The sequence below is a fragment of the Myxococcales bacterium genome (assembly GCA_016712525.1).
Classification (GTDB): domain Bacteria; phylum Myxococcota_A; class Polyangia; order Polyangiales; family Polyangiaceae; genus JAAFHV01.
In genome coordinates this window covers 520,538-533,649 of record JADJQX010000001.1, presented here as the reverse complement: position 1 = coordinate 533,649, position 13,112 = coordinate 520,538, and the positions used below count along the sequence as shown (strand labels likewise).

At 69.8% G+C, this 13,112-nt stretch carries 13 protein-coding genes; 3 read left to right on the top strand and 10 right to left on the bottom strand.

What is annotated here, in order from left to right:
* Positions 1–100 precede the first annotated feature (100 nt).
* On the top strand, positions 101–541 hold the full coding sequence (locus IPK71_02270; protein ID MBK8212549.1) for a hypothetical protein: 441 nt from the start codon (positions 101–103) through the stop codon (positions 539–541).
* A 24-nt stretch (positions 542–565) separates the two neighbouring features.
* Here IPK71_02270 and IPK71_02265 read toward each other — a convergent pair whose 3' ends face one another.
* From IPK71_02265 to IPK71_02235, 7 genes are read right to left on the bottom strand one after another with little or no spacing between them, the layout of a single operon-like run.
* On the bottom strand, positions 566–2,167 hold the full coding sequence (locus IPK71_02265) for a glycosyltransferase family 39 protein (GenBank protein MBK8212548.1): 1,602 nt from the start codon (positions 2,165–2,167) through the stop codon (positions 566–568).
* Positions 2,164–3,897, bottom strand: coding sequence for a hypothetical protein (locus tag IPK71_02260; GenBank protein MBK8212547.1), 1,734 nt, complete (start codon positions 3,895–3,897; stop codon positions 2,164–2,166). Before IPK71_02260 ends, IPK71_02265 begins: the two co-directional genes overlap by 4 nt.
* Entirely contained in the window at positions 3,887–4,726 is an 840-nt protein-coding gene (locus IPK71_02255) for an NAD-dependent epimerase/dehydratase family protein (protein ID MBK8212546.1), read from the bottom strand. The genes IPK71_02260 and IPK71_02255 overlap by 11 nt, the downstream gene beginning before the upstream one ends.
* Complete coding sequence (locus IPK71_02250; GenBank protein ID MBK8212545.1) at positions 4,723–5,436, bottom strand: NTP transferase domain-containing protein; 714 nt, start codon at positions 5,434–5,436, stop codon at positions 4,723–4,725. The genes IPK71_02255 and IPK71_02250 overlap by 4 nt, the downstream gene beginning before the upstream one ends.
* A gap of 40 nt (positions 5,437–5,476) precedes the next feature.
* Positions 5,477–6,475 (bottom strand): SDR family NAD(P)-dependent oxidoreductase, encoded by a 999-nt coding sequence (locus tag IPK71_02245; GenBank protein ID MBK8212544.1) that lies wholly within the window; start codon positions 6,473–6,475, stop codon positions 5,477–5,479.
* On the bottom strand, positions 6,472–6,867 hold the full coding sequence (locus tag IPK71_02240) for a DUF2304 domain-containing protein (GenBank protein ID MBK8212543.1): 396 nt from the start codon (positions 6,865–6,867) through the stop codon (positions 6,472–6,474). The genes IPK71_02245 and IPK71_02240 overlap by 4 nt, the downstream gene beginning before the upstream one ends.
* Positions 6,864–7,688 (bottom strand): glycosyltransferase family 2 protein, encoded by an 825-nt coding sequence (locus IPK71_02235; protein MBK8212542.1) that lies wholly within the window; start codon positions 7,686–7,688, stop codon positions 6,864–6,866. Before IPK71_02235 ends, IPK71_02240 begins: the two co-directional genes overlap by 4 nt.
* Before the next feature lie 115 nt (positions 7,689–7,803).
* Between IPK71_02235 and IPK71_02230 the strand changes: the two genes are divergently transcribed.
* On the top strand, positions 7,804–8,652 hold the full coding sequence (locus IPK71_02230) for a class I SAM-dependent methyltransferase (protein MBK8212541.1): 849 nt from the start codon (positions 7,804–7,806) through the stop codon (positions 8,650–8,652).
* Between the two features lie 73 nt (positions 8,653–8,725).
* Positions 8,726–9,955 (top strand): hypothetical protein, encoded by a 1,230-nt coding sequence (locus IPK71_02225; GenBank protein ID MBK8212540.1) that lies wholly within the window; start codon positions 8,726–8,728, stop codon positions 9,953–9,955.
* Between the two features lie 354 nt (positions 9,956–10,309).
* On the opposite strand, the gene rfbA is transcribed toward IPK71_02225, so the two are convergent.
* From rfbA to rfbB, 3 genes are read right to left on the bottom strand one after another with little or no spacing between them, the layout of a single operon-like run.
* Positions 10,310–11,188, bottom strand: coding sequence for a glucose-1-phosphate thymidylyltransferase RfbA (rfbA, locus tag IPK71_02220; GenBank protein MBK8212539.1), 879 nt, complete (start codon positions 11,186–11,188; stop codon positions 10,310–10,312).
* Positions 11,185–12,030, bottom strand: coding sequence for a dTDP-4-dehydrorhamnose reductase (gene rfbD / locus IPK71_02215; protein ID MBK8212538.1), 846 nt, complete (start codon positions 12,028–12,030; stop codon positions 11,185–11,187). Before rfbD ends, rfbA begins: the two co-directional genes overlap by 4 nt.
* Before the next feature lie 38 nt (positions 12,031–12,068).
* Positions 12,069–13,058, bottom strand: coding sequence for a dTDP-glucose 4,6-dehydratase (gene rfbB, locus IPK71_02210; protein ID MBK8212537.1), 990 nt, complete (start codon positions 13,056–13,058; stop codon positions 12,069–12,071).
* Positions 13,059–13,112: the final 54 nt, after the last annotated feature.

Here is a 13,112-nt window from a genome sequence, read left to right as displayed (position 1 = left end):
CCTCGGTTCGAGGGCCAAAGACCGCGGTGCGCGAGGACGATTGCCGTAGCGTCATGAAACACCAAGGATTTCCTGGTACGCGGAGTGCTTGAGGCGGGATATGTGTGCCGCCACCGTGACCCTGGATACGTCGACCCAAGCGCGTTGTCTCGTGGCCCTCCGCCGCCTCTGCGGGAGCGCGCGCGACGCGAACGGCTTCGTCGTGCTGCTCCACGCCTTCGCCGCCCTCGCCGCGGCTGACGTCCCCTGGATCGACGATGCGATCACCGTCGAGATCTACCCGTCCGAGGACGGGTGCCTCGTCGAGGTGCGCGAGTCCACGTCGGGGACCCTGGTGTTCCCGGTGCTCGGTGTCGGCCTCGGGTTGCTCACGGTCGAGTCTGCGGCCGCGCGCGTGCTGTCGGACATTCGGCCGCTCGAGCTCGAGCCCTCGTACCGAGGCATCGTCCTGCGAGAGCCGACGTCCCGCCGCGAGACCTCTCCCGACGCCATCGAGCCCATCCTCCCGCCGCCTGCGCCCTCGTCGGCCGAGGCGGTCTGACGCAACCGTCGAGCGCGGCCCTCGTCAACGAGGGCGCTCGAGCACGACGTAGTGCGACGTTCGAAAGCCCTCGGTGTACCCGAGAAGCAGGAACGGTTCGGCGAAGCCCTTGCCCTCGTCCGGCTCGGCGGAGCGCTTGCTCTCGTCGACGACCTCGACGACCACGAACCTCGGCCGCCGCGCGCGCAGCTCGTTGCCGTCTTGGGCGAGCCACGCCGCGCGTTTGTAGGCGCAGCCCTTCGCGGTGAGCGGCCCGGACGACCCGAACCTCCCGCGGTAGCGGAGGCCGGTTCGGACGTAGACGTCGTGCGCGTTCCCTCGAACGAGGAGCTCGTCCCCCTCGGCCGCGCGCGCCCGGATCCACTCCGCCATCTCGGCGCTCTCGGCCGGAAAATACGCCTCGTGCGGGGCGTCGAACGTGTGCGCGTACATCCGAAGCGGCATACGACCACGCGCATGCAGCGTGAGCCCCGCCCACCGCAAACCATAGACGGCGGGCGGCGTGTAGATCTCCCAACACGACACCGCGTAGAGAAATATGCACTGTGCAAGGAAAGCCAGGTGGGCTCGCGCCGTCGCCGTGGGGAAGAGCCGCCCGAGGTCGAGCGCGATCGCCGACACCACGAGCGCGACGGGCAGCACGAGGAGCTCGAAGGCGAAGCGGGCGTAGTGTCGCTCGACCACGATCGCGCCCACGGAAGCGAGCGTCACGCCGGCGACGAGCACCCGCCGGCCGAGATCGTCGCGGCGGCCATCGACGAACGCCCACACGCCGAAGACCGCAAAAAGGAAGCCGATCGGCGCGACGAGGGGCTCGAACGTCGTGAGCGCGGAGGCCATCGCGAAGGGCGGATCGAGCGCACCCCGCGCATGTGCGCCGAGGTAGGCGCAGCGGCCATCCCAGAGAAGATCGTAGGCGTCCGAGAGCACGTTGCCCCGCGCGAGCACGAGCAGGGCCGCGCCGATGGGGAGCCCCGCGCCGAGCACGAACGTCGCGAGGTGGCGCACCGCGCGCGACCACGGACGCTCCCCCGACACCACGACACCCAAGAGCAGGGGCACGAAGACGAGCGCCGTGGGCCGAAGCAGCAGCGCCACCCCGAGCAGTGCGCCCGCGCCGAGCACACGTCCAGCCCGTCGCGACTGCCCGTCTTCGTGCGAGGCGCGGAGGAGCAGCGCCATCGCCACCGTGAGGCACGCCGCGACGAACACACCGCCTCGCCCGGAGTCCCCGTAGTCGAAGTACCCGTGGGCGAAGAGGCTCGCGGCGCACGCGCCGAGCCCCAGGACGCCCGGAGGGATGCGCGACCTCGCAGGGGCGAGCACGAGTGGCGCGGAGAGCCCCGTGACCAGCACGGCCACGAAGCAGAGGAGCCGGAACGGAAACGCGTGGGTGTCGCCGAAGAGCGCGGCGAACGCGTGGAGGAGCAAGAGGCCCGGCGGGTGTTGGCTGAAGCTCCCCTCGTAGGGTCGTGTGCCGTCGAAGAGCCACGCGCGCGCGACGGAGGCGGCGAGCGCCTGATCGCGCCCGAACGGGAAAAAGAGGTGCGGGACGCCGATCGCGACCGCCAACGCCACGAGCGCGAGGTCGATGCGGGCCGGGAGCCTCGGGGTGCGCACCTTCACCACCGCACCTCGTCACCGAAGTCGAGCTTCCCGACGTCCTCGAGGATGACGAAATGGCCTTCGACGACCCGGCGTACGTAGCCGAGGGCCTCGTAGGTCTCGGCGGCGTCGACGCCCTCGTGCTCGTACGAGAGGGCCACGACCCACTTCGGAGGTTTGACCTTGAAGCTCGCGAAGTCCTCGCGAGAGAGGTGATCACGGTTCTTGGAGAAGCGCCGCGCGGTGAGGAAGGTCGTCCAGAAGTAGCGGCCGTCGTACCTCTTCTTCGCGAAGAAGTAGATCTGCGGCTCGAACCCGCGCACGGCGACACGCTCGTCGGCCCCGGCGTGCTGCGCGAGCCAGAGCCCCGTCTTTTTGGCGTCTTTCCAGGGGTAAAAGCCGGGTACGTCCCACATCTCGCCGAGCGGCTCGTCGTCCCCCGTGCGAGCGTAGTAGAGCGCGCGCTTCGCGAGCCCGAGCGAGCGCGCGACCTGCGCCGTCCCCGTGAGGTAGGCGAGGACGAGCACGGCCACGGCGAGCTTCGGTCCGTACGTCTTCCCGGCCGCGTCGAGGCGCTCGCAGAGGCCCTTCGCGAGCGCCGTCACCGCGAGCACCAAGAACCCGAGCATCGCCGACCAGTGGTACGTGAAGAACTTGAGCTGGATCACCACGGTGAGGAAGCCCGCGACGAGGCCTCCGATGCACGCGCAGTAGAGGAAGAAAGTGTCGCGATCGCCCCTCCGCCGCGCGAGCACAGCGCCCACGACGAGCGCGTTCATGGAGACGAGCAGCGTGGCGTTGAAGTTGAGAATGCCCCACGAAAAGAGCTGGAGGCCCTGGAGGAAGCTGTCGGCGTAGCTCCCCCCAGCGACGTACTGACGGCTCGTGACGACGAGCACGTCGTACATGGCCGGCAGCGCGCCTTTGGCGCCGAAGTACCCGATGACCAGCGCGGGAGGCAGGGCTCCCCCGATCGCGCTCGCGGCGGCGGCGCGCGTGATGGCGCGTACACGCAGGTCGCGTGACGGAGCTTTGCGCACGAGCTGGGCCGCGAAGACGGCGAAGACCACGATGGCGTTCCACAAGCACGGAGGCTTGAAGAGCACGGCGAGGCTCGTGAAGAGCCCCACGGCGAGGCCGCTCACGAGCGCATCTCTCGGGCGCGCGCGGAGCGCGACCATCATGCCGGCGATCGAGAAGACGCTGCAGAAGCTCTCGCACTGGCCCGAGTTCCAGAAGTCGAACGGACCATAGTAAAGAAGGTTGACCGCGAGCACGGAGAAGCCGACGAGCCCGCGACGGGGCCGCTCGCCCGGGGGGGTGAGCGCGTACGCCACGAGGAACCCGGTCGTGAGCACGCAGCCGAAGAGGTCGACGACGCGGAGGCCCCAGGTGTGCTCCCCGAAGATCGCGAAGGTCGCCATGTGGACGAAGAAGATCCCCGGCGTCTTGATGTCGAACGTCGACACGAACGGGAGGCGCCCGGCGAGCCACTCGCGACCGATGTACCCGTGGGTCGCCTGGTCGCGCCCGAACGGATAAAAGAGGGACTGCGCGCCGAAGAGCATGCCCGAGAGCGCGAGCGTGACGTCTACGATCGTGAGCTCGGGGAGCCACGCGCGTTTGCCTCCCACCGTCGTGGCCGCGGTCGAGCCGTCGTCGCTCTCTCCCTCGAGCCTCTCGGCGGGAGCATGCGCGGCTGTCGGCGGAGCGGCCCCGCTCCTCGACGAAGGGGGACGATCAGAGGCCACGGAGCTTTTCCACGTTCGCCCAAACGTCCACTACGTCCGCGCTTCGGCCGGAGCCGAGCCCCGTCTCTTCGACCACACCGAGGTCGAGCCCCGCGGCCTCGAGGGTCGCGCTCACGTAGTCGCGCATGCGCGTCGGGGCGCCGCTCGCCACGTGGTACACCTCGTCGCGCGCGCCGTGATCCGCGACGCGAAGGAGCTCCGCGGCGAAGCGCTCGACGGGTAAGAGATCGCGCCGCGCCTCGAGCGAGCCGAGCACGATGCGATCGATCTCTCCCGAGCGCACGCGGTCGATCTCACGCTCGAGCCGCCCGGGGAGGAGCCGCTCCGAGAGGCCCTTGCCCGTGAGGTTGAACGCGCGCGCCATCACCACGTCGAGCCCGTAGAGCGCGGCGTAGAGGTGCATGAGGGACGTCTGCGTGGCCTTGGTGAGGCCGTAGATGCTGCGCGGCGCGAGCCTGTGCGTCTCGCGCACCGGGTTCTCGTGAGGTGCGACCTTTCCGTACTCGGCGGCGCTCCCGACGAGCACGATACGGCACGTGGGCGCGAGGTCGGACACCGCCGAGAGGAGGCTCTGCGTCGTGCGCACGTTCGCGCGGTAGTCGGTCTCGAGGTGCCCCGAGAACGCTCCGGCGAGGTGAACGATGCAGTCGGGGCGGATGCGCTCGACGAGGGCGCGTGCCTCCGAAGGCTCGGCGAGATCGGCCACGAGATGAGCTCGATGGCTCGTGTGCACGGCGTCCGTCGTCACGACCGAGCCCTCGCGCGCCTCGAGCAGAGGTACGAGCGCGCGACCCACCGCGCCCGCGGCGCCCGTGACGAGGACGGTCATGGCCCGATCCCGAGCCGCGGCTTGAGCTCCGCGTACGTCTCGTTCACGGTGTCGTAGTCGTCGGGCCGGCCCACGTCGAGCCAGAGCCCCTGGAAGGGCACGATGTGCACGCTCGCGCCGTCGCGGAGCGAGTCGAGCATGAGATCGTCGAAGCCGTACTTTTTGCCCTTGGGCAGGCCCTCGATCACGCGCCGCGAGAGGGCGTAGATCCCCATGCTCACGTCGAAGCGGAGGACGGGCTTCTCACGGAAGGCCGTGAGCCGACCCTCGGCGTCGTACTCGAGCACTCCGAAATCGATCTTCGTGTCACGTTGGAACGAGGCGACCGACACGGCGTTCGAGCGCGCCTCGTGGCCGCGCAGGAAGCTCGCGTAGTCGAAGTCGGTCAGGATATCGCCGTTCATCACGAGGAAGTGCTCGGGCAGATCCGGCACGAGCGTGAGGGGCCCGATGGTGCCGAGCGGCTCGCTCTCGACCGAGTAGTCGACCTTGACGCCCCAGCGCGAGCCGTCCCCCAGGAAGGCCATGATGAGCTCGGCGAGGTGGTTCACCGCGATGGTCACGTGCGTGAACCCTCGGCGCACGAGCTGACGGATCACGATCTCGATGATGGACACTTCGCCGCCGATCGGCACGAGCGGCTTCGGCACCAGCGTGGTGTAGGGTTTGAGCCGGGTCCCGAGGCCCCCGGCGAGGAGGATCGCGCGCACGAGCCGCTTCTACACGAGGCGAGGGCCGCTCGGGCTCGGATCACGTCGCATAGTGATGGGCCCGGTAGCGCGCGAGGTTTCCGGGCTCTCGGAACCAGGCGAGGGTCCGCGCGAGCCCTTCGTCGAGCTCGACCTGGGGCGACCACCCCGTAAGTGCCCGAATCTTTTGGTTACTTCCGACGAGCCGCTCGACCTCGGAGGCCTCGGGGCGGAGGCGCGCGGCCTCGGTCACGATGCGCGCCTCGGGGCGGATCAAGGCGACCAGGCGGGTCGCGAGGTCGCCCACCGAGACCTCGGTCTGGGTGGCGATCTGCACCTCTTCTCCCACGGCGGCGTCGCACTCGGCGAGCGCGATCATGCCGCGGCACGTGTCGGTGACGAAGTTGAGGTCGCGCGTGGGCGCGAGGTTGCCGAGGCGGATCTCGTCGGCGCCGGAGAGGAGCTGCGTGACGATCGTGGGGAGCACGGCGCGCGCCGACTGCCGCGGGCCGTAGGTGTTGAAGGGGCGCGCGATCACGACGGGCACCCCGAACGACTTGTGGAACGACTCGGCGAGCCGGTCGGCGCCGATCTTGGTGGCCGCGTAGGGCGACTGGCCCGAGAGCGGGTGCCGCTCGTCGATGGGGACGTAGCGTGCCGTGCCGTACACCTCGGAGGTCGACGTGACGAGCACGCGCGCCGTGCCGTGGGTGCGCGCCGCCGTGAGCACGTGGAGCGTGCCCGTGACGTTCGTCTCGACGTACGACGCGGGGGCCACGTACGAGTACGGGATCGCGATAAGGGCCGCGAGGTGCAGCACCGCGTCGACGCCGCGCACCGCCTCGGACACGACGTGCGGGTCGCGGATGTCGCCCGCGACCACCTCGAGCTTCGCCTTCGTGGCCTCGGGGAGCGTGTCGAGCCAGCCCCACGACCCGAGCGAGTTGTAGACGACGAACGCGCGCACCTCGGCCCCGTGGGCGACGAGCGCCTCGACGAGGTGGCTCCCGATGAAGCCGTCCGCGCCCGTGACGAGCACGCGTTTCCCCGCGAGGTTCATCGCGAGGGCTCGCCTTCGGAGCGTGGTCCGCCCTCGGCCTCGAGGCGCGCGCGGAGGGCCTGGTTCTCGGCCTCGACGATGACCTGCCGTTGCGCCAGCGCCCGCACCTCCTGCGAGAGCCGCGAGATCTTGACCGACGAGTACACGAGCATCACCCCGATGAACGCGAGCGCGAGCAGCGTGAGCACCGACGCGGGATAGATGGCCCCGACGAGGTGCGTGAGGCGCGCCGTGAGGCCCGGCAGCGCGACGAGCACGATGACCGACGCGAACGCCACGATCCAGATGAGGCTCACCTCTTCGCTGATCTTGCGCTTCCGCAGCATGTTCAGCATCACGAGGAGGAGCACCGTGGCGAGCGCCCCGATGACGACGTTACCTTGCGGGCTCACGGCTCGGCGCCTCCGTTCTCGGTTCGTTCGGGGATCGCGGGGAGGGTGCGCCGCTTGCGGAGGAGCACCATGAGGATCGAGAGGTTCATTTTGACGACGTAGTAGGCCGCGCTCCACACGTCGAACATCGAGGTGCCGCCCGTGCGCGCGTGCACGACGATGGGCACCTCGGCGATCTTGCCGCCGTGCCGCGCGAGGTCGACGAGCACCTCGGCGTTCGGATAGTCGTGGGGGTACTCGTCCGCGAACATGCGCAGGGCCTTGCCGCCTATGGCCTGGAAGCCGCTCGTCGTGTCGGAGATGCGCTGCCCCGCGAGGAGGCTCGTGAGCCACGCGAAGAAGGCCATGGTGGCGCGCCGCACGGCCCCGGTGCGGTAGCCCGTGTCCGAGCAGAACCTCGAGCCGATGACGAGGTCGGTGCCGCCTTCGCCGAGCCGCGCGAGCACCTTGGGCACGTCGAGCGGGTCGTGCTGGCCGTCGGCGTCGAGGGTGACGACGCGCGAAAAACCGTTGCGAACCGCGTACTTGAAGCCCGTCTGGAGTGCCCCGCCGTAGCCGATCCCGACCGCGAGCGGGAGCACCGTCGCGCCGCTCCTCCGCGCGACGCCGACCGTGTCGTCGCTCGAGCCGTCCTCGACGACGAGCACACGCGCCCCGGGGAGCGTCTCGAGGAGCTTCGTGATCACCGCTCCGATGCGCTCGGCCTCGTTCCTCGCGGGGATGACCACGAGGAGCCGCTCGCGGCCCTGCGAGACGCGCACGGGCCCGCTCTCGACGCCCGCGTCGTCGTCGGGGGAGGGGGTCGGCCGGGGGGCGTTCATGTCGAAACGAGCGGAAAATTCACGGTTCGGGCGGACTTTGAGCGGACAACGCCGCCCTTGTCAAACGGGAAGGCGCGTTGCTCGGGGCGCCGATCTCGGCGAAGGTTTCGGTCTCATGGTCTCTCCCCGTCCGGCGTGCCCCGCGTGCGGCGCCTCCGTGCTCCCCAAGTTCCTCTTTCGTGTCTCGAACGAGACCATCGTCGCGTGCCCCCGATGTGGCCTCGGCTTCGTCGACGGAGCGCCCACGCGTGACACGCGCGACCTCTACGACGAGGCCTATTTCACCGCGGACGGCGCGCTCGGCTACGCGGACTACGAGGGGAGCGAGGCCGTGCTTCGCGGCGAGTTCGGGCGGACGGTCTCGGCGCTCGGCGAGCACGTGGGAGGGGGTCGGCTCGTCGAGCTCGGCGCGGCGTTCGGCTTCTTCTTGCTCGAGGCGGGCGCGCGGTATTCCTGCGTGGGGGTCGAGGTGTCGGAGCCCGCGGCGACGGCCGCTCGTGCGCGTGGCCTCGACGTACGTACGGGGGTCTACGACGACCCGATGGCCGAGGCCGTCGGGCCCGTCGACGCGTGCGTGATGCTCGACGTGATCGAGCACCTCGCCGATCCGTACGACGTGGTCCGTCGGGTTTCGCAGAACCTCGCGCCGGGTGGCGCGCTGATGCTCACGACGGGGGATTTCGGCTCGATCGCGAGCCGCCTCGCTGGCAAACGTTGGCGCCTCATGACCCCGCCGGAGCATCTCTATTTCTTCACCGAGGCTTCCCTTCGGGCGCTCCTCGCGCGCGCGGGGCTCCACGTGGTCGAGGTCGTCCGGCCGTGGAAGGTCGTGCCGCTCGGGCTCGCGCTGCACCAGGCGGTCACGAAGCTCGGCCTGCCGGCGCCGCCGCCCCTGCTCGGTGGGGTGGGGGTCCCCCTGAACCTCTTCGACGCGATGCGAGTGGTCGCGCGAAAGCCTGCGTGAGCTCGTGGTTCACGTCGGGGCGAAGTCGCGGTAGACGGGCGAGCGCCATGCGCGAAAAGAAGAGGGTCTCCCGATGAAGCCGGTGCTCTACGTCACGTTCGACGGCATCCTCCAGCCGATCGGCTACTCCCAGGTCGCGCGCATCGTGATGGGCCTCGCCGAGCGCGGCGTGCCGTATCGGCTGCTCTCGCTCGAGCGCCCGAAGGATCTCGCCAAGCAGGGTCACACCGCCGAGGTGCGCGCGCGCCTCGAGCGAGCTGGCGTCACGTGGACGGCGCTCCCGTACGACGTCTCGGGCACCACGAAGGCCGCGGGGAGCAACGTCGGCCGCGCCACTGCCGAGGTGACCAAGCTCGCCGCCACCGGGCAAATTTCCCTGGTTCACGCGCGCGCCTACCACGCCGCGCTCGTCACCTCCGCGGCCCACTACACGACGCGTGTCCCTTACCTGTTCGACGCCCGCTCGTACTGGATCGACGAGCGCATCACCGACGGCCGCTGGTTCGGCCGGAGGGACGTGCGCACGGTCGCGCGCGCGATCGAGCGCCGCTTCTTCCGGGACGCGGCCGGCGTGGTCACCCTCACCGGGATTCAGGCGAACGATCTTCGCACGGGAAAATTCGGCCCGTGGACGGGCGCGCCGGTCGTGAACATCCCCACCTGCGCCGACTACGACGAGTTTCGCCTGCGCGACGCCGAGGCCGCCGAGCGCGTGCCCTCGGCCATCCGCGAGAAGACGCGCGGCAAGCGGGTCATCGGCCTCGTGGGCTCGCTCAACAAGTCGTACTACGCCGGAGAGACGCTCGAGGTCGTGCGTCGCGCGCTCGAGAAGGCCGACGATCTCCACGTGCTCGTGCTCTCCGACCAACAGGCCGAGTGGCGGAAGCTCTTCGATGCGCGTGGCTTCGATCCCTCGAGGGTCACCATCGGCGTCGCGCCTCACTCTGCTATGCCCGCCTACATGGCGCTCGTCGACTTCTCGGTGCTCCTCCTCGTCGTGAACGACGCGAAGCGCGCCAGCGTCCCCACGAAGCTCGCCGAGCTCTTCGCTTCGGGCGTGCGCCCGGTCTACTTCGGCTGCAACGACGAGGTCACGGGGTGGGTCGCGAAGGCCGGCTCGGGCCACGTGCTCGCGAGCCTCGAAGACACCGAGCTCGAACGCGCCGCCACCTTCCTCGCCGAGACGAAGCGCGACGACGCCGTGCTCGCGCGCGCTCGTGAGCTCACGGAGGGCCACTTCTCGCTGCGCACCGGCCTCGACAGGTACGCCGAGCTCGTCCGCGAGATCACGGCGTCGCGCTAAGTCATCGGTCATGGTCTTCGACCAAAACCGCTGACTTAGCTCGCCTAGTCATCGGAGGACTCTGTCCTCCGCCCCACGGGCGAAGCCCGCTGGGGCCCCACCTCCTGGTTTTGGGTCCCGGCCCAAAACGTTTCGCGTAGTCATCGGAGGACGCTGTCCTCCGCCCCACGGGCGAAGCCCGCTGGGGCCCCACCTCCTGGTTTTGGGTCCCGGCCCAAAACGTTTCGCGTAGTCATCGGAGGACGCTGTCCTCCGCCCCACGGGCGAAGCCCGCTGGGGCCCCACCTCCTGGTTTTTTGGTCCCGGCCCAAAACGTTTCGCGGCGGTGCTGGGTAAGTGTTCGTGATCTTTGCTTTATTTGGTCTCGTTCGGGGCGACGAGCCGCGCGAGGTAGCGCGCGTAGTCGACGTCTCCCATGGCGTGTGCGAGCGCGAGCAGCGCGTCGTCGTCGATGTACCCGAGGCGGTACGCGATCTCCTCGGGGCAGGCGACCTTGAGGCCCTGGCGCTCCTCGAGGATCTGAAAGTAGGCCGTGGCACGGGCGAGGGCCTCGGGGGTGCCCGCGTCGAGCCAGGTCGTGCCTCGGCCGAGCACCTCCACGTGGAGCTCGCCACGCCTTAGGTACTCGGCGTTCACGTCCGTGATCTCGAGCTCGCCGCGCGCGGAGGGGGTGAGGCTCTTCGCGATGGTCACCGCGTCCTCGTCGTAGAAATAGAGGCCGGTCACCGCGTAGCTCGATCGCGGCGCCGCGGGCTTCTCTTCGATGGAGACCGGCCTGCCGGTGCCGTCGAGCTCCACGACTCCGTAGCGCTCTGGGTCCTTCACGACGTGCGCGAGCACCGTGGCTCCTCGCTCGAGGCTCGCGGCCCGGCGAAGCCGCTCGACGAGGCTCTGGCCGTAGAACACGTTGTCGCCGAGCACGAGGGCGACCTTGTCTTTTCCCACGAAGTCGGCGCCGACGACGAGCGCGTGGGCCACTCCGCGTGGCTCGTCTTGCGCGGCGTACGTGAGCGAGATGCCCCACTCGGCGCCCGTGCCGAGCAGCGCCTCGAACCGAGGGAGGTCTTCTCTCGTCGAGACGACGAGGATCTCGCGGATGCCCGCGAGCATGAGGGTCGTGAGCGGGTAGTAGACGAGGGGCTTGTCCCACACGGGCAAGAGCTGCTTCGACACCACCTTCGTGAGCGGGTAGAGGCGCGTGCCCTTCCCGCCGGCGAGCACGATCCCTTTCACGCGAGGCCCGCGTGGGCGAGGTACGCGTCGAGATCTTCTTCCCACGTGGGCAGGCGATCGAACCCACGCAGCGCGAGCATTCTGTGTAAAAAGAGGGCATTTTTCGGCCGGATCGCGCGTGTCTTCAGCGTGGCCGTGGGCACGCCCGTGGTGAGCGAGGGCAGGTCGAGGCGCTTCGCGATGGCGTGGGCGAAGTCGGCCCAGGTCGTCTTGCCTTTGGCGCTCACGTGGTAGGTGCCGTACGCGTCCGTATGGAGGAGGTCGCATACGTGGCGCGCCACCGTGCGAGCCCACGTGGGCTGAACGAGGCGCTCCCCGTCGGCGGTGATGGGCCCGCGCCCGAGCACGAGCCGCGGGAGCTTCGACGCGAACCCTTTGCCGCCCTCTCCGTACACGCCTTGGACGCGCACGACGAAGAGCCGAGGTGTGGCCTCCCGCGCGAGCACCTCACCCGCCCATTTGCTGCGCGCGTAGGCGCCCACGGGCCTGGGCACGTCGAGCTCGTCGTAGGGGGTGGGCTTCTCGCCGTCGAACACGAGATCGGTCGAGAGGTGCACGAGCGAGGCGTCGTGCCGGGCCGCGGCGCGCGCGAGGTTCTCCGCGCCGAGCGTGTTCACGCGGTAGGCCGTGTCCTCGTCGTCCTCGGCGTGCTCCACGTCCGTGTAGGCTGCACAGTTCACGATCCGGTCGGCTTCGTTCGTGGCGGCGTTCACGTCCTCCCGGCGGGTGATGTCGCACGCGGACCTCGGCAGGGCGAGGACGTCGTCTTCCCCTCGCGCCAAGAGCTCACGCACGACGTAGCGCCCCACGAGCCCACCCGAACCGAAGACGACGATCTTCATGGCGAAGCGACGATACCGCCTTTTCGCCCGGTCGTGCGTCACTCTCCAGGCAGGCTCCCCGCCTCGGCGTCCCTCCGAGACTCGAGCAGCTCCGGGTGCTCGGCGAGGAACCGGACGACGTCGGCGAGGCCCCGTTCGAGCGTGTGCGACCGAGAAAAACCTAGGGTTTGCTCGATTTTGCCATCGTCGAGCGCGTACCGCAGATCGTGCCCCGGCCTGTCGGCTACGAACCGCACGAGGCTCCTCGGTTTGCCGAGCAGGTCGAGCACCGCGTGCGCCATCTCCAGGTTCGAGCGCTCGGCGCGCCCTCCCACGTTGTAGGTCTCGCCGTCCTCGCCGCGCTCCAGCACGAGGTCGATCGCGCGGGCGTGGTCGTCCACGTGGAGCCAGTCGCGCACGTTCGAGCCGTCTCCGTAGAGGGGCAGGGGCTCGTCACGGAGGGCGCGCATCACGAGCCTCGGGACGAGCTTCTCCGGGAGCTGGTAGGGGCCGTACGTGTTCGAGCCACGCGTCACGAGGGCAGGGAAGCGGTACGTCTCGGCGTACGCCCGCACCAGGTGCTCGGCGCCCGCTTTGGATGCGGCGTAGGGCGAGCGCGGCGCGAGCGGAGACGTCTCCGTGAAAGGGGGATCGGAGAGCCCGAGGTGGCCATAGACCTCGTCGGTCGAGACGTGCACGAAGCGCCGCACGCCCGCGCGCCGAGCCTCTTCGAGCAGCGTCGCCGTGCCGAGCACGTTCGTGCGCACGAAGGGGAGCGCGTCGGTGATCGACCTGTCCACGTGGGACTCGGCCGCGAGGTGGACGACGCGATCCACGCCGTGCTCGTCGATCGTACGGCGGACGCGCTCGCCGTCGCACACGTCTCCATGGACGAGCGTGACCCCGGGCAGGTCCCGGAGGCGCTCGGGGCGCGCGGCATACGTGAGCGCATCCAGCACCACGACGGGCTCGCTCGGGTGCTCGCGCACGCGGAGCGCTACGAGCGACGCACCGATGAACCCGGCTCCGCCCGTGACGAGCAGGCTCACCGCGCGCTCCTTGGCGCCGAGCTCACGTGGCTCCCGGGGGGCGCGTAGGAGGGC